The sequence below is a fragment of the Streptomyces sp. NPDC014907 genome (genome assembly GCF_055562975.1).
Genome location: NZ_JBVHEG010000015.1, coordinates 44183 through 64698, shown reverse-complemented (window position 1 = coordinate 64698; position 20516 = coordinate 44183). Strand labels below are relative to the sequence as shown.

Annotated in this window: 16 protein-coding genes; 4 read left to right on the top strand and 12 right to left on the bottom strand. The window is 75.0% G+C overall.

What is annotated here, in order from left to right:
* Positions 1-21 precede the first annotated feature (21 nt).
* Both ACZ3IL_RS27415 and ACZ3IL_RS27410 read left to right on the top strand, forming a co-directional pair.
* Complete coding sequence (locus ACZ3IL_RS27415) at positions 22-891, top strand: NmrA/HSCARG family protein (RefSeq protein ID WP_467394531.1); 870 nt, start codon at positions 22-24, stop codon at positions 889-891.
* A gap of 260 nt (positions 892-1151) precedes the next feature.
* Positions 1152-2777, top strand: a complete 1626-nt coding sequence (locus tag ACZ3IL_RS27410; protein WP_467394529.1) for a PDR/VanB family oxidoreductase — start codon at positions 1152-1154, stop codon at positions 2775-2777.
* Between the two features lie 134 nt (positions 2778-2911).
* On the opposite strand, the gene ACZ3IL_RS27405 is transcribed toward ACZ3IL_RS27410, so the two are convergent.
* The 7 genes from ACZ3IL_RS27405 to ACZ3IL_RS27375 all read right to left on the bottom strand — a co-directional run bounded on the left by ACZ3IL_RS27405 (position 2912) and on the right by ACZ3IL_RS27375 (position 12224).
* Positions 2912-4216 (bottom strand): SWIM zinc finger family protein, encoded by a 1305-nt coding sequence (locus ACZ3IL_RS27405; protein ID WP_467394527.1) that lies wholly within the window; start codon positions 4214-4216, stop codon positions 2912-2914.
* A complete protein-coding gene (locus tag ACZ3IL_RS27400; protein ID WP_467394525.1) occupies positions 4213-7122 on the bottom strand; it encodes a DEAD/DEAH box helicase in 2910 nt (969 codons plus the stop codon). The genes ACZ3IL_RS27405 and ACZ3IL_RS27400 overlap by 4 nt, the downstream gene beginning before the upstream one ends.
* A 31-nt stretch (positions 7123-7153) precedes the next feature.
* Positions 7154-8209, bottom strand: a complete 1056-nt coding sequence (locus tag ACZ3IL_RS27395; RefSeq protein WP_467394523.1) for an alpha/beta hydrolase — start codon at positions 8207-8209, stop codon at positions 7154-7156.
* 87 nt (positions 8210-8296) lie between these two features.
* Positions 8297-9124: an ABC transporter permease gene (locus tag ACZ3IL_RS27390; protein WP_467394521.1), complete on the bottom strand. Its 828-nt coding sequence runs from the start codon at positions 9122-9124 to the stop codon at positions 8297-8299.
* Positions 9121-10119, bottom strand: coding sequence for an ATP-binding cassette domain-containing protein (locus ACZ3IL_RS27385; RefSeq protein ID WP_467394519.1), 999 nt, complete (start codon positions 10117-10119; stop codon positions 9121-9123). The genes ACZ3IL_RS27390 and ACZ3IL_RS27385 overlap by 4 nt, the downstream gene beginning before the upstream one ends.
* A gap of 38 nt (positions 10120-10157) precedes the next feature.
* On the bottom strand, positions 10158-11195 hold the full coding sequence (locus ACZ3IL_RS27380; protein ID WP_467394517.1) for an alpha-ketoacid dehydrogenase subunit beta: 1038 nt from the start codon (positions 11193-11195) through the stop codon (positions 10158-10160).
* Between the two features lie 12 nt (positions 11196-11207).
* Positions 11208-12224 (bottom strand): thiamine pyrophosphate-dependent dehydrogenase E1 component subunit alpha, encoded by a 1017-nt coding sequence (locus ACZ3IL_RS27375; RefSeq protein WP_467394515.1) that lies wholly within the window; start codon positions 12222-12224, stop codon positions 11208-11210.
* Positions 12225-12410: 186 nt separating this feature from the next.
* Here ACZ3IL_RS27375 and ACZ3IL_RS27370 point away from each other — a divergent pair, with 186 nt between their 5' ends.
* Positions 12411-13508, top strand: a complete 1098-nt coding sequence (locus ACZ3IL_RS27370; protein ID WP_467394513.1) for a cytochrome P450 — start codon at positions 12411-12413, stop codon at positions 13506-13508.
* A 203-nt stretch (positions 13509-13711) separates the two neighbouring features.
* On the opposite strand, the gene ACZ3IL_RS27365 is transcribed toward ACZ3IL_RS27370, so the two are convergent.
* Genes ACZ3IL_RS27365 through ACZ3IL_RS27355 form a run of 3 tightly spaced genes read right to left on the bottom strand, consistent with a single transcriptional unit; the run spans position 13712 to position 16500 of the window.
* Positions 13712-14002, bottom strand: coding sequence for an antibiotic biosynthesis monooxygenase family protein (locus ACZ3IL_RS27365; protein WP_467394512.1), 291 nt, complete (start codon positions 14000-14002; stop codon positions 13712-13714).
* 32 nt (positions 14003-14034) lie between these two features.
* Entirely contained in the window at positions 14035-14994 is a 960-nt protein-coding gene (locus ACZ3IL_RS27360) for a DMT family transporter (protein ID WP_467394510.1), read from the bottom strand.
* An 18-nt stretch (positions 14995-15012) separates the two neighbouring features.
* Entirely contained in the window at positions 15013-16500 is a 1488-nt protein-coding gene (locus tag ACZ3IL_RS27355; RefSeq protein ID WP_467394508.1) for an MFS transporter, read from the bottom strand.
* A 184-nt stretch (positions 16501-16684) separates the two neighbouring features.
* Between ACZ3IL_RS27355 and ACZ3IL_RS27350 the strand changes: the two genes are divergently transcribed.
* Positions 16685-17455 (top strand): SDR family NAD(P)-dependent oxidoreductase, encoded by a 771-nt coding sequence (locus tag ACZ3IL_RS27350; RefSeq protein WP_467394506.1) that lies wholly within the window; start codon positions 16685-16687, stop codon positions 17453-17455.
* On the opposite strand, the gene ACZ3IL_RS27345 is transcribed toward ACZ3IL_RS27350, so the two are convergent.
* Both ACZ3IL_RS27345 and ACZ3IL_RS27340 read right to left on the bottom strand, forming a co-directional pair.
* Positions 17404-18726: an activator-dependent family glycosyltransferase gene (locus ACZ3IL_RS27345; protein ID WP_467394504.1), complete on the bottom strand. Its 1323-nt coding sequence runs from the start codon at positions 18724-18726 to the stop codon at positions 17404-17406. The genes ACZ3IL_RS27350 and ACZ3IL_RS27345 overlap by 52 nt on opposite strands.
* Positions 18723-20384: an FAD-binding oxidoreductase gene (locus ACZ3IL_RS27340; RefSeq protein WP_467394502.1), complete on the bottom strand. Its 1662-nt coding sequence runs from the start codon at positions 20382-20384 to the stop codon at positions 18723-18725. The genes ACZ3IL_RS27345 and ACZ3IL_RS27340 overlap by 4 nt, the downstream gene beginning before the upstream one ends.
* Positions 20385-20516: the final 132 nt, after the last annotated feature.

Below are 20516 nucleotides of genomic sequence, written 5' to 3'. Positions count from 1 at the left end.
GCCTCCGAAGGGGATGGTCAGATGAGCAGGATCCTGGTGACCGGTGCGACCGGTCTGCAGGGCGGGGCGGTGGCGCGCGAACTGGTCCGCCGCGGCCGGCCGGTGGCCGCGCTGGTGCGGGACCCGGCCTCCGAACGGGCCCGGGCGCTCGCGGACCTGGGGGTGGAACTGGTCCGCGGCGACCTGGACGACGAGGCCTCGCTGCGGCCGGCGCTGGAAGGGTTCCACGGCCTGTTCGCCGTGCAGAACTTCATGACCCCGGCCGGGCTGGGGGGTGAGGTCCGCCAGGGCCGGGCGCTCGCGCGGGCCGCGAAGGCGGCCGGGACCGGCCATGTGGTGTACACGTCGGTGGGCGGCGCGGAGCGGGAGAGCGGGGTGCCGCACTTCGACTCCAAGCGGGGCATCGAGCGGTACCTGGAGGGGACGGGCGTGCCGCTGACGGTGCTGCGCCCGACGTTCTTCATGGACAACTTCGCCGCCCACGGGCCCGAGCGGGTGGACGGCACGCTGGTGGTGCGGCTGGCGCTGAAGCCCGACACCCGGGTGCAGTTCATCGCGGTCGACGACATCGGCTGGTTCGCCGCCGAGGCCTTCGACCGGCCGGAGGCGTACGTGGGCCGGGCGGTGGAGATCGCCGGTGACGCCCTGACCGGGACGGAGATCGCGGAGGCGTTCTCGGCCCGCTCGGGCCTGCCGGCCCGGTTCGAGGAGCTGCCGCTGGACGCGGTGGCGAACAACCCGTACATCCCCAACGCCCCCGACATCGCCTTGATGTTCGAGTGGTTCCAGGAGCACGGGTATCGGGCGGACATCGAGACGCTGCGGGCCGTGCACCCGGGGCTGCGGTCCTTCGCCGCGTACCTCGGGAACATTCCCGTGCCCGCGGCCTGACGGCCGGACGTCCGCCGCGGCGGGCACCCGGCGGGGCCGGAGACCGCGCGGGCGGTTTCCGGCCCCCGTCCGCGTGCGCGCGAGCGGGACCGTCGTCGAGACCGCCGTCATGTCCGGCAACGAGCCCCGTCCGCGTGCGCGCGAGCGGGACTCCAGTGACGGCCGCGACGGTGGACGGGCCGTCGGGCGCACCGGCGACCCCCCGGACGGTGCGCGACGCGCACCGCCGGCACGGAACGCGAGACGAAAGCGAGGCAGCCTTGGCAACCCCGACCCGGCACCGACCCCCCTCCGGCACCGACGAGCCCGAGGAGCCGTCCGCGAAGGAGGAACGGCCGCCCGGTGCCCCGGCCCCGGCGGCGCGGAAGCCCTTCCGGCTGAGTCCCCGGGGGCGGAAACTGACCCTCGTCCTGCACGTCCTGTCGTCGGTCGGCTGGCTGGGCCTGTCCCTGTCGATGGCCACGCTGGCGCTCATCGGCTTCCTGACCTCGGACCCGGGCGTGGCCGAGGGCGCGTACTACGCGATGTACGTCTTCGACGAGAGCACCGTCTCGCTGGTCAGCCTGGTCTGCGGGGCCACCGGCGTGCTGCTGGGATGCGGGACGCCGTGGGGCCTGATGCGCCACCGGTGGCTGGTGGTGAAGTGGGTGCTCACCCTGGGCGTCGCGGTGTTCGCCTGGGTCTACACCCATCCGCTGGTGCTGACCGCCGCCGAGAAGGCGGCCGCGACCGGGGACGGGGTCTACCGGCCCGGCCCGGAGGGCACCCTGCTCGCCTGGACCGTGCCGCCGGTCTTCGGCGTGCTGGTCCTGGTGGGCGTCGTCTCGGTCTACAAGCCGTGGGGGCGCACCCGTCGGGGACGCCGGTACGCGAGCGCCCTCGCGGGTCCTCCCGCCCCGGCCGCCGGGTCCGCTCCGGGGCCGGGTGCCGCCCCGTTCCGGGACGGGGACGTCCCGGTGACCGTCGAGGCCGTCGACCGGCCGGCCGAGGGCGTCGTGGGCCTGCGGCTGGTTCCGGTGTCCGGTGCGGCCACCGCGCCGTGGCGGCCGGGCGCGCACATCGACCTCGTCCTGCCCTCGGGGAAGGTGCGCCCGTACTCGCTGCACGGCGACCCCGCGGACGGGTCGGCCTATCACGTGGCGGTGCTGCGGGAGCCGGCGGGCAGGGGCGGCTCGGCCGAGGTCCACGGCCTGTCCGTGGGCGACCGGCTCGCCGTGCGCGGGCCGCGCAACCACTTCCCGCTGGTCGGCGCCCCCGCCTTCCTGTTCGTCGCGGGCGGCATCGGGATCGTCCCCTTCCTGCCCATGATCGAGGAGGCCCGGCGGCGGGGCACCCCCTGGCGGCTGCTGTACGTGGGGCGCGGCCGCGCCTCCATGGCGTTCCTGCCCCTGCTGGAGCGGTACGGCGCGGAACGGGTCTCCGTGTACGCGCGCGACCTGACCGGCCGGCCCGACCTCGCCGCGCACCTGTCGGCGTGCCCGGCGGGCACGGCGGTGTACTGCTGCGGTCCGGACGGGCTGACGCGGGCCGTCGAGGAGCTGATGGACACCGCCTGTCCCGGAGGGGTCCTGCACCTGGAGCGGTTCGCGGCCCCGGCGGACGCGGCTGCGGGTGAGAACCTGCCGTTCGAGGTGGAACTCGGCAGCACCGGCGCGGTGGTGGGCGTGCGGGCCGACCAGTCGGCGCTGGACGCGCTGCGGGAGGAGGCCCCCGGTCTCTCCGCCTCCTGCGAGGACGGCCTGTGCGGCAGTTGCGAGCTGCGCGTGCTGCGGGGCGTCCCCGACCACCGCGACCACGTCCTCTCCCCCGCCGAGCGCGGGCGTACGGACGTGATGTACCCGTGCGTCTCGCGGGCCCTGGGCGACCGGGTCGTGGTGGACCTGTAGCGCGCGGGCCCGGGACGGAACCCGTCCGTCCCGGGCCCGCGCGGGGGCTTGCGGCGGTGTTCCGGGCGTGTCGCGGAAACGTCGCCGGCCCGCCCGCGGGCGTCGCGGGCGGGCCGGGTCCTCCGGCGCGGGCCTCAGCCGTCGAGGAGCTCGGCGAGGGCTTCGGCCGGGTCCTGGCACGGCGGGGCGGCCGGCCACCACCGGTCGCCCTCCCGCCGGTACGGGTACCAGCGGCCGTCCCGGCCGTAGCGGAGCTGGAGCCCGCTGCCGGCCAGCGTCCAGCGGTTGTCCCGCACCTCCAGCTCGGGGAGCTCGTTCCGTTCCCAGCCCGCGGTGAGGGCGGTGCGGGCCCGGGCGGTGTCCTGGAGGGGCGGCGTCCAGGGCTCCTCCAGGACGTCCAGGCCCGCGCTCCCGCCCAGTCGCCACGCCTCGGCCGCGCGGTCCAGCCGGTCCGGGCTGCCGCAGGCCTCCCGAAGGCGGGTCAGGACGCGGGCGTCGGGGCGGGTCGCCGCGATCCGTACGCAGTCCCGCCAGAGGTCGAGGGGTGCCGGCGGCTCGGCGGTGAAGCCGTGGGTGTAGGCGAGCAGTTCGCGGGCGCGCACGGCCGCGGTGGTGACCAGCTGTTCCAGCGGGTCGGCTCCCGCCCCGGTGGAGGAGGCGTCCTGCCCGGGGGGCGGTCCGGGCAGCGGCGGCAGCTCGGGCAGGGCCGCCGGCTCGCGCCCGAACGCCTCCCCGGCGGGAGTGCCCTCCGGCAGCGGCGCGGTGGCCTCCGGCTCCTCCCCGGTCCCGGTCTCCTCCTCCGCCCCGTCGGTGTCGTCCTCGCCGGTGTCGTCCTCGTCGCCGGAGGCGCCGAGGATCGCCCGCATCATCAGGACGGACCGGAGTTCCTCCCGCGCCTCCCCCGCGCCGCGCCCCCGCATCAGGAGGAGGAGCGTCGTGTCCTCGTCCAGCAGCCAGGACGTCTGGTAGCAGAGCGCGGCCGCGTGCTTGCAGGGGTGGTCGAACGCGTCGCAGTCGCAGTCCGCCTCCAGGTCGCCGTAGCCGGGCAGGAGCCGGACCCGCGCGTCCTCGGCGGCCTCCAGGAGGTCGGGCGGCAGTTCGCCGGCGAGGACGCCGTCGGCGACGTCCGGCCGTTCGGCGGTCTTCTCCCAGAGCAGGTCCCAGTCGTCGTCGTCGAGCAGCTCCAGGGTGAGCACCGTCCTGAACGGGGAGTCGCCCTCGTAGCCGGTGGTGGAGACGCGTCCGGGGCTGACCGTGATCGGTCCGAGCCGGCCGGTGCGCGCGTGGGCCCGGCCCTTCTTCAGCGCTTCCTCGTCCAGGGAGGTGTCCTCCAGCGCGTCCGCCCAGGCCCTGCCCCACCAGGACTGGCCGCGTGCCCGGCTGCCCCGGCGCGCGGCGAAGGCCGGGAAGCCCCGCGCGCCCGTCTCGTCCCCGCTCATCCCGCGCTCCTCAGCTCGACCAGGTTGGCCAGTTCGTCGTTGGTCAGTTCCGTGAGTGCCTGTTCCCCGGAGCCCAGTACGGCGTCCGCCAGGCCCTTCTTGGCTTCGAGCAGGGCGGCGATGCGGTCCTCGACGGTGCCCTCGGCGATCATCCGGTGCACCTGGACGGCGCGCGTCTGCCCGATGCGGTAGGCGCGGTCGGTGGCCTGGGCCTCGACCGCGGGGTTCCACCAGCGGTCGTAGTGCACGACGTGGTCGGCGCGGGTGAGGTTGAGTCCGGTGCCGGCGGCCTTGAGGGAGAGCAGGAAGACGGGCACCTCCCCGTCCTGGAAGCGGCGGACCATCTCCTCGCGGCGCGGCACCGGGGTGCCTCCGTGCAGCAGCAGGGCGGGGACGCCGCGTTCGCGCAGGTGTGCCTCCAGGAGCCGGGCCATGGTGACGTACTGGGTGAAGACCAGGGCCGCCCCGCCCTCGGAGACGATGGTGTCCAGCAGTTCGTCGAGGAGTTCCAGCTTGCCGGAGCGGCCGGCCAGCCGGGTGCCGTCCGTCTCCTTGAGGAACTGCGCGGGGTGGTTGCAGATCTGTTTCAGGCCGGTGAGCAGTTTGAGCACCAGGCCGCTCCGGGCGATCCCCTCGGTGGCCTTGATCCGCGCCATGACCTCGCGGACCTGGGTCTCGTACAGGGAGCGCTGCTCGGGGGTGAGGGCGACCGGGCGGTCCGTCTCGGTCTTGGGCGGGAGTTCGGGGGCGATGCCGGGGTCCGACTTCTTGCGGCGCAGGAGGAAGGGGCGGACCAGTTCGGCCAGTCGCCGCGCGGTGGAGCCGTACTCCCCCTCCTCGCCCGGAGGCGGTCCGAACTCGGCGCGTTCCCGGTGCTCGGCCTCGATGGCGGCGATCCAGCGGCTGCGGAAGTGGCCGTGGCCGCCGAGGAGTCCGGGGGTCGTCCAGTCGAGGAGGGCCCACAGTTCGGAGAGGTTGTTCTCGACCGGGGTGCCGGTCAGGGCGATCCTGGCGTGGGCGGGGATGAGCCGCAGCGCCTTCGCGGTGCTGGAGTGCGGGTTCTTGACGTGCTGGGCCTCGTCGGCGACGACCGTGCTCCAGCGGTGCGCGCCGAGCCGTTCGGCGTCCAGGCGCATGGTGCCGTAGGTGGTGAGGACGAAGCCGGAGTCGGCGCCGTCCAGGGTGCGGCCGGGTCCGTGGTAGCGGCGGACGGGCGTGCCGGGGGCGAACCGGCCGATCTCGCGCTGCCAGTTGCCGAGGAGGGAGGCGGGGCAGACGACGAGGGTGGGGCCGGCGCTGTCGGGGTGCTCCTGGCGCAGCAGGTGCAGCGAGATCAGCTGGACGGTCTTGCCCAGGCCCATGTCGTCGGCGAGGCAGCCGCCGAGGCCGAGCGAGGTGAGGCGGTGCATCCAGCGCAGGCCGCGCAGCTGGTAGTCGCGCAGGGTGGCCGCGAGGGCGGCGGGCTGCTCGATCGCCCCGGTGCCGTCGTCGGGTTCGGTCAGGCGCCGGCGCAGGGCGAGCAGCCAGGTGCTGGGCGCGACGCGCACCTGTTTGCCGCCGATCTCGGTGTACCCGGTGAGGGCGACGGCGAGCGCCTCGATGGCGGTGAGCGGCTTGAGGTCGCGTTCGCGGGCCTTGCGGGCGGCGTCGGCGCCGATGAGCACCCAGTCGCCGCGCAGCAGGACCAGCGGCTGTTCGGCGGCGGCGATCCCGGCGGTCTCCTCCTCGGTGAGGGCCTGCCCGTCGAGGTCGAGCCGCCAGCGCAGGTCGACGGTGCCGTCGCCGCCGAAGAAGGAGCGGATGTCGGTGGGCGGGGTCCGTTCGCCGCCGACGACGACGTGCGCGGTGAGGGAACGGGCGGCTTCCTCGGGCCAGAGCACCTCGATGTCGTGGGCGGCGAGCCGGCCGGTGGCGTCGCCGAGCAGGTCCTGGACCTCGCGGGCGGTGAGGTCGAGGGCGGAGGGCACCGGCAGCAGGCGGGAGAGGGGCGGCCAGACGTCGGCGGCCCTTCGTACGGCGAGGACCGTGTCGGCCTGGGCCCGCGGTCCGAGCCCGGCCGCCTCGGCCGAGGCGAACAGTTCGTCGGCGTCGGCGCCGAGGGTCGGGTCGGCCCGGCTGGTCACCCGGGGCACGAGGCGCACGGCGGGCGGGCGGCCGTCGGTGGCGGGCACCAGGTCCAGGCGCAGGGCCAGCCGTACGCCCGAGTCGATGCCGGCGGAGATCTCCTCCGCCCAGGCGCGCAGCTGGGGGACGTACTGGGGTTCGGAGGCGGCGAAGGCCTGGCGGCCGGCCGCGGCCGGGGCGGCGGCGGTGCGCGGCAGGGTGTCGGCGACCGCGTCGACGAAGGAGCGGAGCAGGGTGGCGGCGTCGGGCAGCAGCAGCGGCCCGCCCGGCGGGACGGGCAGGGGGATCGCGAGCGCCTCGGCCGGTGCCGCGGCGGCCAGTTCGCGGAGCCGCCGGCTGTCCTCCGGGGCGAGCGGACCGGCGCGCCAGGTGTCGTGGCCGGTGGCGGAGACGCCGGGGAGCAGCCGTTCGCGGGCGGCGAGGTGCAGGCCGAGGGCGGTGGCGGCGCCCCAGAACGCGGCGGACGGGCTGGGGGCGGGGCCGGCCGTACCGCCGTCGGCCGCTTCGGCGTGGAGGCGGCGGGCCAGGGTGAGGGCGGGCAGGGCCTCGGCGACGGTCAGCCGCAGGACGGGGCAGCGGCGTACGGCGGGGGTGCCGCCGTCGGCGGTGACCAGATCGGCCTCCCCTGGTTCGCCGGGGAGGGGCGGTGCGCCGGAGTCGCGCCCGGCCGGGACGCCGGGGTACCGGAAGACGAGCCTTCCGGTGCGCGCCGGATCTCCCGCCTCGAAGACCACCGGGCACTGCGCCAACAGGCCCGCCTGTTCACGCGACATCCACACCATCTCTGCTCCGCCCCCCGGTTCCGCGGTCCGGTCAACGCTCGCCGCTCACCCGGCGCTTCGTCCAGTCCTGCACGTAGGGGTACCACGTGGGCGCGGTGCGGTGCATGTTGAGGCTGTGCCCGGTGGCCGGAACGAGGAGGGTCTCCAGGCGTGCCCGGGGCCCGTACAGGGGCGCGGTGGCGGCCCTCAGGGCGGCGGGGCTGGAGCAGTCGGCGCCCTGGTCGCCGCAGATGAGCTTGTCGTTCTGGCCGACGACGACGAGGACCGGGACCCGGATCCGCCCGTTGAGGGAGATGTCCCCGTAGGCCGGATCGTTGGGGTAGACGCTCGGTTCGGTGCCGAGTTCGTCGCGCAGCAGCACCTGCGGTTCGGTGGTCCGGCGGTCGTAGAACCAGTCGGCCTTGGCGCCGGTCCGCAGGGCGAGGTAGCCGTCGTCGAGGCGGCGCCAGGACAGCAGCGGGTGCTGCCCCGCGGGCATGTACAGGTGCCCCATCCGCTCGAACGCCGCCAGGTTGGGCGGGGCGCCCTCGCCGGTGAGGACGAGTCCGTCGATGGCGTCGGGGTGCTTGACCGCGACCATGCGGGCCACCGTCGCGCCGAAGGAGTGGCCGACCAGGACGACCTTCCGGTAGCCGCGGTCGCGCAGGGCGCGGACGAGCTGGAGGGTCACCCACTCGTGGGTGGTCTCGGTGAAGCGGGAGCTGTGCGGGGCGGAGCTGGTACCGGTGCCCAGCCGGTCGAACGCCAGCGTGGCGTGTCCGGCACGGGTGGCGGCCTCCACGTAGGTGGGACCGCCCGTGCGGCCGCGGGCGGTCCAGTAGTCCCGGTCGTAGGTGCCGCCGTGCACCAGCAGTTGGACCGTGGTGGCGCGGGCGCCGCGCGGGGCGCAGAGGGTGCCGGCGATCCGCTGGTCGGCGGGGGTGTCCTCGGCGGCGGACACCCGGGAGGTGAACGGCGCGCAGTTCGTCCCGGCCGGTCCGCCGGAGCGGGCGGCCCCCGTGGTGGAGGCGGTCGCGGGGATCGCGGACAGGGACAGCAGAAGCGCGGCCGCGGCGGCTGCCGCCAGGGCTCGGGGGCGCAGGGCCATCTGGTTCTCCTGGAGTGGTCGGTGCGGTGGGGGGCGGGGCCGGCCTGTCCGGCTGTCCCCTCGGTGGGTCGGTACGGCGGTGGGCCGTCAGTTCGTCAGGTTGCGGTAGCGGTTGACGGCCAGCGGGAAGAAGACCGCGAAGAGGACGACGGGCCAGACGACGGCCATCGGGGTGGCGTGCTGCGCGATCCAGGAGTCGCCGCCCCATCCCGGGTTCCCGAACAGCTCACGGGTGGCCGCGACGGTGGAGGACAGCGGGTTCCACTCGGCGAGGGTGCCAAGCCAGCCCGGCATCGTGGCCGGTGCGACGAAGGCACTGGTCAGGAAGCCGACGGGGAATTCGAGGGTCTGCACCATGGTGATGCCCTCCGGGCCCCTCATGAGCAGCCCGAGGTAGATGCCCACCCAGGTGAGGGCGAAGCGCAGCAGCAGGAGCAGGCCGATCGCGCCCGCGGTCTCGCCGGCGGTGCCGTGCGCGTCCCACCCCATGAGGAGGCCGACCGCGAACAGCACGGCGAGGCCGAGCACCGAGTTGAGCATGTCGGTGACGCAGCGGCCGACGAGGACGGCCGAGGGGGCCATCGGCAGGGAGCGGAAGCGGGAGGTGACGCCGCGGTTCTTGTCGGCGGCGACGGCGGCCACCGTCTCCCCCATCCCGAAGACCATGGTCATGACGAACATGCCCGGGACGAGGAACTCGCGGTAGTCGCCGCCCCCCGGGACCCGCATCGCGCCACCGAAGAAGTAGCCGAACATCAGGACCATCATCACGGGGAAGAGCATCGCGCTGATGACCGTGCCGGGTTCGCGGGTCCAGTGGGTCAGTCCGCGCAGGGTGACGGTCCAGCCGTCGGCGAGCGCCCAGCGCAGCCGGGACAGCGGTCCGGCGGGGGGTTCGGGGACGGTGACGCTCATGCCTTCACGACCTCCGGCTTCGGGTTCCGTCCGGCGTCCGCCCGTGGCGGCCGGCCGGTTCCGGTGAGGTGGAGGAACACCTCGTCGAGGGTGGGTCTGCGCAGGGCGATGTCCTCGGCGGCGATGCCGGCGGAGTCCAGGGCGCGCACGACGTCCGCCAGGGCGGTGGCGCGGTCGCGGACCTGGACGCTGACCTGGCGGGTGTCCTCGTTCACGACCGGTTCCGTCTCGCCGACGCGGGCCAGGGCGGCGGCGGTGCTTCCCAGTTCGCCGGCGCGGCGGGCCACGACGTCGATCCGGTCGCCGCCGATGCGGCTCTTGAGCTGCTCCGGTGTGCCCTCGGCGATGACCTTTCCGGTGTCGATGACCGAGATGCTGTCGGCGAGCTGGTCGGCCTCCTCCAGGTACTGGGTGGTGAGCAGCACGGTGGTGCCGCCGTCGACCAGGGCGCGGACCGCGTCCCAGACCTCGTTGCGGCTGCGCGGGTCGAGGCCGGTGGTCGGCTCGTCGAGGAACAGCACGGGCGGGGCCAGGACCATGCTCGCCGCCAGGTCCAGGCGGCGGCGCATGCCGCCGGAGCAGTCCTTCACCGGCTTGCCGCCGGCGTCGGTGAGGCGGAAGCGCTCCAGCAGCTCGTCCGCGCGGCGGCGGGCGGCGGCCGGGGAAAGGTGGTGGAGCCGGCCGAACATCACCAGGTTCTGGCGGCCGCTGAGGACTTCGTCGAGGGCCGCGTGCTGGCCGACGAGTCCGATGCGGTAGCGGACCCTGGCCGCCTGCCGGACGACGTCGAAGCCGGCGACCTCGGCGCGGCCCCGGTCCGGGGACAGCAGGGTGGAGAGGATGCCGACGGTGGTGGTCTTGCCGGCGCCGTTGGGCCCCAGGAGTCCGCACACCGTCCCCCGCGGCACGACGAGATCGAGCCCGTCGAGCACCCGGGTCGTGCCGTAGCTCTTGCGGAGGCCCTCGGCGACCACGGCCGGTCCGCTCGGTTCCACGTCTCGTTCCTTTCGTTCGGGGGAGGTCCGGGTCCGGGTCAGTACGGTCCGACGAATCCGGCGTCCACCCCGGTCAGGGCGGGTACGGCGGTCCCGTCCCAGCCCATCAGGTCGAGGCAGGCCCGGGCGATCTTCTCGGCGCCGGGGTGGAACGCCTCCTCCAGCGGCCAGGACACGGGGGCGGGGCAGTCGGGGGGAGTGACCCTGCGGACCGGTGCGCGCAGTTCGCCCGGGACGCGTTCGGCGATCACGGCGGCCACCTCGGCCGAGAAGCCGTAGCGCGCCCAGCTCGTGTCGGCCACCACGACGCGGCCGGTCCGGGCGGCCGACGCGCAGATGATGTCCTCGTCCAGCGGCCGGATGCTGCGCACGTCCACCACCTCGACGCCGATGCCCTGCTCGGCGAGCAGGTCGGCGGCGCGTTCGGCCTCGTGGACCATCAGCGAGGCGGCCACCACGGTGACGTCGGTGCCGTGCCGGGCGATGCGGCCCACTCCGAAGGGCACGGGGACGAGTTCCTCGGGCACCTCGCCCTCGACGGGGTAGAGGGAGCGGTTCTCCATCAGCACCACGGGGGTGTCCGTCCGCAGGGCGGTGGCCAGCAGGCCCTTGGCGTCGGCCGGGGAGGCGGGAGCGGCGACGTAGAGGCCGGGGAAGTGGCCGAACGTCGCGTGCAGGCTCTGCGAGTGGGTGGCCCCCTGGCCCCAGCCCCGGCCGACGACGCCGCGCATGACGACCGGCACGCCGCCCTTGTTCCCGTACATGTAGCGCCACTTGGAGGCCAGGTTGATCATCGCGTCCATGGCCAGGAACATGAAGTCGGCCCGGGTGTGCACCACGAGGGGGCGCAGTCCCTGGTCGGCGGCGCCGACGCAGATGCCGGCGACGGCGTTCTCGCTGTTGGGGGTGTCGATCACCCGTTCGGCGCCGAAGCGTTCGAACGCGGGGCGGGTGGTGCCGTAGGAGCCCTTGTGGTCGTCGACGTTCTGCCCGGCGAGGACGATGCCCGGGTCGGCCTCCATCGCCTGGAGGGTTCCCTCGGCGATGGCCTGCCAGTACGTGAGCTTCCGGCTCATCGTGCTCTCCTGTCAGCTCGTGCCGGCCGGGCGCCCGTAGGCCCCGTCGGTCAGCCGGTCCACGTCGGGGAAGGGTGCCGCCTTGGCGGCGGTGACCGCGAGCAGGGCCTCGTCGCGGAACTCCTCGTCCCAGCGGGCGACGCGCTCTTCGATGTCGGGCACGGCGGGGCGCAGCGCCGCCGTGCTCCGGCGGACCGGGCAGCGTTCCAGCCAGGCCTCGACCTCGGGTCCGGGGCGGTCGATGCCGGTGTCGAAGCCCGGGCCGACGTGCTCGCGCCAGCGGTAGGTGTCCAGTTCCAGGAGGTACGGGCCCCGGCCGGCCCGGCAGTGGGCGGTGGCCCGCAGGGCGGCCTCGTGGACGAGGGAGACGTCGTTGCCGTCGATCCGCTCGGCCTCGATCCCGTACGCCCGGGCCCGTTCGGTGATCCCCGTGGTGACGGAGTTCGCCGGCTGGCGGGCGGAGAGCGGGGAGGAGATCGAGTAGGAGTTGTTCTCGCAGACGAGGACGACCGGGACGCGGTGGACGGCGGCGAAGTTGAGGGACTCGTGGAAGACGCCCTCCTCGGAGGCGCCGTCCCCGAAGAAGGTGACCACGACCCGCGAGGAGCCCCGACGGGCCAGGGCCCACGCGGCGCCGGTGGCCACGGAGATCATCTCGCCGAGGATCGCCGCCGACCCGGCGAAGCCGACGGCCCGGTCGGTCAGGTGGACCGATCCCCCGCGCCCGGCCGAGCAGCCCGTCTCCTTGCCGTAGAGCTCGGCGACCATGGCGGTGAGGTCGCCGCCCTTGGCCAGGTAGGCGGCGTGGCTGCGGTGTCCGGTGTAGACGAGGTCGTCCTCGCGCAGGGCGGCGCAGACGCCGACGGCGGCGGCCTCCTGGCCGACCGAGAAGTGCACCGGGGTGCGCATCTCCTGTTCGTCGCGGTAGAGGTCCGCCAGCTCCTCCTCCACGCGGCGGATGCGCACCATGTCGCGGAGCAGTGTGGCCGGATTCGCCACCGGGTCCTCGGGTGTGTTGGGGTTCGGCACGGCCGACGGCACCTCCAGGGTCGACGGGACAACCGAGTGGTGATCGTTCCCGCGTCCGGTGGAGCACGTCTGGAGCGGGGGCGGAGCGGTGGGCGGGGGCCGCGCTCGACCGATCCTCCGCCGTGCCCGCGTAGCCTCCGCCGTGCCCGCGGCGCGGACGCGCCTGCGAGGGAGAGGGGAACCCAGATGGTTGTGGCGGAGAAGGAGCTGGGCCGCCGGCTCCAGCTCGTGCAGGGAATCCACTGGTTGTACGGGGCGCAGGGCGATCCGTACGCCGCGCTGCTGCGCGGGTACGACGGCCCGGACCCGCGGGAGGCGTACGCCCGCAACCGGGAGGCGGGACCGCTGTGGCGCAGCCGCCTGGGCACCTGGGTGACCGCCCGGTACGCCACGGCCGCCGAGCTGCTGGCCCTGCCGGCGGCGGACGGTGGCCCGCGGTCCGCCGCCGTGTCCCAGCCGCGGGTGGCCGTGGCCTGGGACCGGGAGCTGCCCGCCCCCGGCCCCGCCGGCCCGCACGGAGCCGACCGGGTCCGGGCCGTGGCGGAGCGGGCCTGCGAGCGGCTCCTGGCGGAGGTGGACGGAGAGGTGGACGCGGTCGCCGGAATCGCGGCCCGGGTCCCCGTCGAGGTGCTGGCGGACCTGCACGGTCTCTCCGGGGTGGACCGCGAGCGGCTGGCGGGGGCGTGCGCGGCGGCCGCCCCGGCGCTCGACGCGGCCCTGGCGCCGCCCCGGTACGAGGACGCCGCCCGGCTGCCGGGCGCCCTCGCCGCCCTGCGCGGGCTGCTGGGCGGGGAGGCCGTGCTGCGGACGGTGGTGGAGGTGCGGGCCGCGCGGGAGCTCGTCGCGGGGGCCCTGGGCGCCGGGCCGGAACGGTGGGCGTCGCTCGCCGGAGGCGGGCGGGAGGGGGCGTCGGCGGTGGTCGCGGAGACGTTGCGCCACGACCCGCCGGTGAAGGTGCACGTGTTCACCGCGGCGGCGGACACGGAGGCCGCCGGGCAGCGGATCGGGGCCGGGGAGCAGGTGGCCGTCCTGGTCGGCGCGGCCAACCGGGACCCGGAGGTCTTCGACCGGCCGGACGTCTTCGATCCGGGCCGGGCCGGCCCGGGGCCGCTGGTCCCGGCCCCGTACGGGGTGGCGCTGGAGCCGTTCGCCGTGACCGTCGCCGAGGCGGTGGTGGCGGTGCTCGCCGCGGTCCGTCCCGGGGCGCGCGCGGCCGGTCCCGCGGTGCGGTGCCGGCGGGCGCCGGTGACGGGAGGGCTGCTGAGGGTGCCCGTCCTGCTCTGACGTCCGTCCCGGCCCGTGTCCGGGGAGGCCCCGCCCCCGGGACGGGTCCCGGGGGCGGACGCGCGGGGTGGCGGCGGTCGGCGGGCGGCGTGCGGTGCGTCCGGGCCGCCGGCGGCGTGCGGGAGGGGCCCGGCCGGAAACCCCGGCCGGGCCCCTCCCGCACGCGGTCGCCGGGCACGGCCGTGAGGGCGTGCCCGGCGGTCTCAGGCGGAGCGTTCGTACAGCGGGGTGTAGAGGCCGGGCTCGCTGGTGCTGAGCTCCTTCAGCGCCGCGCGGTGGGCGGCGAACTCGGGGTGGCGCAGGGCCTCGCGGAAGGATTCCTCGTCCTCCCACTCGGCGAGGTTGGCGTACACGCGGGGGTCCTCGGTGTGCCGCATCAGCCGGTGGCGGATGAACCCCGGCCGGGCGGTGAAGAACGCCGAGGTCTCGTCGAAGGCCCGCTCGAACCGTTCGGTCGGTCCGGTGACCGTGAAGCGGTTGATGAAGGTGATCAAGGTGGGGTCCTCTCTCGGTCGGGTCCGCCGGGTCAGCGGGCCGCGGTGGTCGGTTCGGCCACGGGCGGTGCCGGGCGGACGGCGGGGCCGGTGGCGTCCCGACGCGGAATGCGGGCGAGCACCACGCCGGCCAGGACGACCGCCATGCCGAGCGCCTCGCGCCCGGTCAGGTGGTGGTTCTCCAGCACGACCGTGCCCAGGGTGAGCACCACGGGCACGACGTACAGCACGCTGGAGGCCCTGACCGCGCCCTCGTCGCGGATCAGCCAGGCGAAGCACATGTACACCAGGCCGGTGTTGAGGACTCCGAGGACGAGGAGGGCGCCGACGACGGCCGCGGAGAACTGCGGGGCGCGGTCGAAGCCGCCGTTGGGCAGGTTGACCGCGGCCCAGCCCACGCCGATGACCGCCTGCGAGGTGGCCAGTACCAGGGGGTGCATGTCCTGGCCGTCCTCGGCGGCCGGTTTCATCAGCCTCTCCATCAGCAGCATGGACCAGCCGTAGGCCAGTGCCGCGACGGCGTTGACGGCCGCGGCCGCCGAGAACCACTGGGCGCCCGCGTTCCAGGGCGCGTACAGGACGAGGACGCCGGCGAAGCCGAGCAGCAGGCCCGCCACCAGGGTGGCCGGGACGCGGCCGGTGCGGCGGCGCACCAGGTGGAGCAGGACGACGCACAGCGGCACGCTCGCGTTGAACACCGAGACCATGCCCGCGTCGGCGCCCAGGGCGTCGTCCACGAGCTGGACCAGCAGGACGGGCAGCGCGTTGGCCAGGAAGGCGATGAGGACCAGCAGGCCCCAGACGGAGGGGCGGCGCGGCAGTCGCGTGCCGCTGAGGAGGAGGAAACCGAGCATGGCGACGGCGCCGACCAGGATGCGGAAGAAACTGAACTGGGCCGAGTTCAGGCCCTGGAAGACGATTTTGATCCAGAAGTAGCTGATGCCCCACATCAGGCCGACGACGCCGAAGCGCGCCATGGAACCGAACCTCACGGCTGTTTCTCCTGTCTGTCAAGAGGTGGAGGTGCGCGCGGCGGCGGCACCGGGAGGACGGACGAACACGGCGACGAGGAAGGCGGCCGCGGCGAAGCCGGCGCCGGCGAGGAAGCTGGCCGACATGCTCTCCACGAACACGTGGCCCATGGCCTGCTCGGGCGGGACTCCGGCCGGCAGGGTCCGTTCGGCGTCGTGACCGGCCTGGGTGCCGACGGTCACCAGGATCGCGAGGCCCAGCGAGGCGCCGACCGTCTGCAGCGCGTTGTGGACGCTGGAGGCGGCGCCGGCCTCGTCGCTGTGCAGTCCGGAGGTGGCGAGGATGGCGGGCGGGACGACGCAGAAGGCCATGCCGGAGCCGAAGAGCAGCAGCGCCGGCAGGACGCTCCCCCAGTAGTCGAAGTCCGGGGTCAGGCGGGACAGCCAGACGTTGGAGGTGATCAGCAGGGCCGCGCCGGCCAGCAGCGGCTTGCGCGGCCCGAACCGGCGCTCCAGCCAGACCGCCACGCCGGACGTGGTGATCATGGCGACGGCCACCGGGGTCAGGGCCACGGCCGAGAGCAGCGGGCTGTAGGCGGCGAACCGCTGGAGGAACTGGACGAGGAAGAAGCCCGTGCCGATCAGGGCGCCCTGTACGGCGAAGGTGACGGCGTAGGCCCAGACGCGGTTCCGGTCGTCGAACAGCCGGAGCACCACGATGGGCTGCCGGGCCCGTCGTTCGACGACCAGGAAGAGGAGGAGGAGCAGTACGCCGGCGGCGGCCGGGCCGGCGACCGTCACGTCCGTCCAGGGGTGTTCGGCGGCCCGTGTCAGGCCGAACACCAGGGAGACGGCGCCCAGGGTGGACACCAGCGCGCCCGTCAGGTCGAACCGGCCCCGGTTGGGCCGGGTCTCCTCGATCACCAGGGGCGCCAGCAGCAGGATCAGCAGGCCGAGCGGCACGTTCAGGAGCAGGACCCACCGCCAGGAGCCGAGCGAGGAGAGCGCGCCCGCGAGGAGCAGTCCGCCGGCGGTGCTGGCGGCGCCGACCGCCATGTAGAGGGCGATCGCCCGCTTCCGCGCCGTCTCCTCCCCGAACATGCTCAGCACCAGGGCCAGCGCGCTGGGCGCGGCGAGGGCGGAGCCGATGCCCTGCAGGGCGCGCAGGGCGATCAGGAGGTCTCCCGAGGTGGTGATGCCGCGCAGCGCGGCGGTCACCGTGAACAGGGCGACGCCGGCGAGGAAGACCTTGCGGCGGCCCAGCAGGTCTCCCATGCGCCCGCCGAGCAGGAGCAGTCCGCCGAAGGCCAGCAGATAGGCGGTGACGACCCAGCCGAGACCGACGGGGGTGAGGCCGAGGTCCCGGCTCATGCCGGGCAGGGCGATCTGCACCATCGACTCGTCGAGCAGCACCATCGCGTTGCAGCCGGCGAGCAGGGCCAGGGCGGTGCCCGCGCGGACCGCGCCCCGCCGGGGTGCCACCGGTGACGGCCGGGGCGCCGAGAGTTCCGACGTGTGCACGGACATGCCTTGCCTCCTGGAGGGGTGCGACGGGGGACCGACCGGAATCGGCGGGATGCGGGTGGGACGGATGCCGGGACTCCGGGAACCGGCCGTACGGGGGGACGGTCCGGCCGACGCTTTTCGGCCCGGTCACCTTCCCAACGGGCGCTAGAGCCGCCTTCGAGTGCGGGTGGCTAGCGTCCGGGGCATGACGCATTCACCGAGCAGTGGCGGGGCACGGCGCACGGTCGTGGTCACCGGGGGCGGTACGGGCATCGGGCGGGCGACCGCGCGGGCCTTCGCCGCCGGCGGCGACGAGGTCCTGGTCGTGGGACGCACCGCGGAGACCCTCGCCGGGACGGCGGACGGGCACCCCGGCGTCCGGACCCTGACGGCCGACATCACGGCACCGGACGCGGCGGAGCGCGTCGTGGCGGCGGCGGTGGAGTCCTCGGGCCGGATCGACGTGCTCGTGCACAACGCCGCGGCCGTGCTGCCCGAGCCGGCCGGTTCCCTCACCCGCGGGCACGCGTGGACCCAGGTGGAGACGAACCTCCTCGCGCCGCTGTTCCTGACGCGGGCGGCGCTGCCCGCCCTGGCGGCCGGCGGCGGCACGGTGGTGTGCGTGGGCACCGCGGCCGTGCTGGGCCGCAGGGCGTTCCCGGGGCTGTCCGTGTACGGGGCCACCAAGGCGGCGCTGGACTTCCTGGTCCGCACCTGGGCGGTGGAGCTCGCACCGCGCGGCATCCGCGCGGTGGGCGTCGCGCCGGGCGAGACCGACACGGGGATCGGCGAGCGCATGGGCTGGAGCGCCGGGGAGATCGCCCGTCACCAGGCGGAGGCCGCCGCCCGCACGCCCTCGGGACGGGTGGGGCGGCCCGGGGACGTGGCGTGGTGGATCGTCCGGCTGGCGCGGCCCGAGGCGGGCTACGCCAGTGGCACGGTGGTGGCGGTGGACGGCGGCGCCTCGGTCGCCTGACGGGCCGAGGCCGTCATCCGCTCCAGGACCGGCACGACGTCGTTCGGCGTCGGTTCGGCGAGGATCTCGGCGCGCACCTTCGCGGCCGCCTCGGTGAAGGAGGGTTCCTCAAGCAGCCGCAGGACGGCGGCGCGCAGCCCGTCCGCGGTCAGCTCGTGGGCGGGCAGGCACAGCCCGTACCCCAGCTCCTCCACCCGGCGCGCCTTGGCGACCGTGTCCCATCCGTAGGGGAGCAGGATCTGCGGCACGCCGTGGAGTTCGGCCGTGGAACGGGTGCCGATGCCGCCGTGGTGGACGACCGCCGCGCAGGTGGGCAGCAGGTCGTTGAGCGGTACGAAGTCGACCGGGCGGACGTTGCCGGGGAGGGTGCCGAGGTCCTCGCGGGCCCGCGCGCCGAGGGTGGCGACGATCTCGGCGTCCACGTCGGCGAGCGCGTCGAGGGCCGAGGCGAAGGAGAAGGCGGCGTGGTCGATCTCGCCGGAGACGCCCAGCGTCAGGCAGACCCGGGGCCGGCCCGCCGGTGCCCGCAGCCAGTCCGGCACCACGGAGGCGCCGTTGTGCGGGACGTAGCGCACGCCGACCGTGGGCAGGCCGAGGTCGAAGCGGGAGCCGGGCGGGGTGACGTCCACGGTCCACTGGCCGGTGACCATCTCCTCGTCGAAGCCGAGGCCGGGCTCGTACCGGTCCATCACCCGGCCCAGCCACTCCGCGGTGGGGTCCTGGGCGGTGCCGGGCGGCAGCGCCGCGTTCAGGCGGAGGAACTCCTGCCGGGCCCGGACGGTGATGTCCATGCCGTGCAGCAGGCGGGCGTGCGCGGCTCCCGAGGCGCGGGCGGCGACCGGGCCGGCGAAGGTGTGCTGTTCCCAGACGACCAGGTCGGGGCGCCAGTGGCGGGCGTAGGCCACGAGGTCGTCGAGCATCGGGTCGTTGCTCACCGAGGCGTACAGGGCGGGCACGGCGACCGCTTCCAGGGTGAGCAGCGACTCGTGGGTCCACCGGGAGCGGTCCTCGCCGGTGAAGTCGAAGCCCTGCACGAGGCCGGAGCCCTCTTCGATGATCCGGCCGAGGAGGTCGGGTGCCCACGGGTCGTCGGCGTACCAGCCGGCGACTCCGACGGGCACGGCGGTCAGGCCGGCCTCGGTGATCCGGTCGGTCAGGTCGGGGTGGCTCGCCACCCGCACCTCGTGGCCGGCGGTCCGCAGCGCGGAGGCCGGCGGCACCATCGAGAAGTAGTGGGTGTTGTGCGGGAAGGAGACGAACAGCACCTTCATCGGACGTGCTCCGCCCTGATGGACAGCGTGTGGCTGAAGACGTCGCGGGGGTCCCAGGCGGCCTTGATCCGCTGGAGCCTCGGGTAGGCGTCCTTGTAGTAGAGGCGGTGCCAGGGCACTCCGGAGGTGTTCCAGCGCGGGTCGGCCATGTCGACGTCGGAGTAGTTGATGTAGCAGCCGTCGGTGTCGTGGCGTCCCGGCACCGGGACGCCTCCGGTCGCCGCGAACAGGTCGCGGTACAGCCGGCGCATCCAGTCGACGGCCACGGGGTCCGCGGCGGGGTCCTGCCAGGTGTTCATGTAGATCGCCTTGATGACCGAGTCGCGGTGCGGGGAGGCGGTGGCGCCGTCCGCGACCGTGTTGATCCGGCCGCCGTAGGACTGGAAGGTCACGTTGGCGAAGTCGTGCCGGTTGCCGGTGCTGTTGAGGTACCGGTAGAGGACGTCGGCCTGGGCGTCGTCGTGACCGCGGCGCAGGTAGGCCGACTTGAGCTTGTGGCGGCCGACGTCGCTGTCCTGGGCGCCGGCCAGGTACTCGGCGGCCTCGATCCAGGGCCTGGCGCTGATCCCGGAGGTCCAGGGGGTGCCGCCCACGCCGTCGGCGACGGCGCGCAGGTAGTCCCGGAGCAGGCGTTCGGCGTCCGGCCGGGTGCCGTCCATGTAGGCGTAGCAGTTGGCCGCCGGGCCGGGGTCGCCGGTCTCGGGACGGCCGTAGAAGACGAGTCCGCTGTACAGCCCGGCGTACGGGGATTCGGCGTCGCTGTGGTGTTCGTGCCAGCGGCCGTGGTTGCGGATCAGGCGGCGGTACGACGCCCGGTCCATGCCCTCGCGGGGGAAGCGGACCATGCCGGCCAGGACCTCGCCGGGCGGGCGGGGCAGCAGCCGGGACGGGTCGGAGCAGTGGCGGGGGGCGTCCGGCGAGCGGAACCAGTAGCGGGTGACGAGGCCGAAGTTGCCGCCGCCGCCACCGGTGTGGGCCCACCACAGGTCGCGGCGCGGGTCCGTCCGCTCGCGGGTCGCGACCACCGCGCGGGCCCGGCCGGAGGCGTCGACGACGACCACCTCGACGGCGTACAGGTGGTCCGAGGCGAGGCCGAAGGCGCGCGACAGCGCGCCGTAGCCGCCGCCGGCGATGTGGCCGCCCATGCCGACGGTCGCGCTGGTGCCGCCGGGCAGGACCACGCCCCAGCCGTAGTAGAGCTTCTTGTACACGTCCATCAGCTGGGCGCCGGCCTCGACCATGAAGGCGCGGCGGCGGGCGTCGTAGGTGACGGCGTCCATGCGGCCGAGGTCGAGGACGAGGCGGACGGCCGGGTCGCCGGCGACGTTCTCGTAGCAGTGGGCTCCGCTGCGGACGGCGATCCGCTTGCCGGCGCGGACGGCGTCACCGACGGCGCGCACCGCCTCGGCGGTGGTGGTGACGAGCCGGAAGGCGTCCGGTCGCGCGGTGAACATCTTGTTGCTGCCGCGCGTCGACAGGGAGGCGTACCGGGGGTCGTCGGGGGTGATGAGTTCCCCTCCGCCCCCGGAGGCGGGGGGAGCCCCGGGGGCGGAGGCGTCCTGGGCGTGGGCGGGGGTGATGCCGACGGCGGCGAGCCCGGCGGCGGCGCCCGCCGTGAGAGTGCCGGAGACGAAGCTCCGGCGGTTGGGAACGGTCATCGTTCACCTTTCTCGGTGGCTGTTCCGGTGGGGCGCTCACCCCGCCCGCGTACTGCGCCGATGCTCGGGGGAACGGCCGCAGTACGGCTCGGGTACCGCTGGAGCCGCCGGGCCGGCGCCCCGTGTCGACCG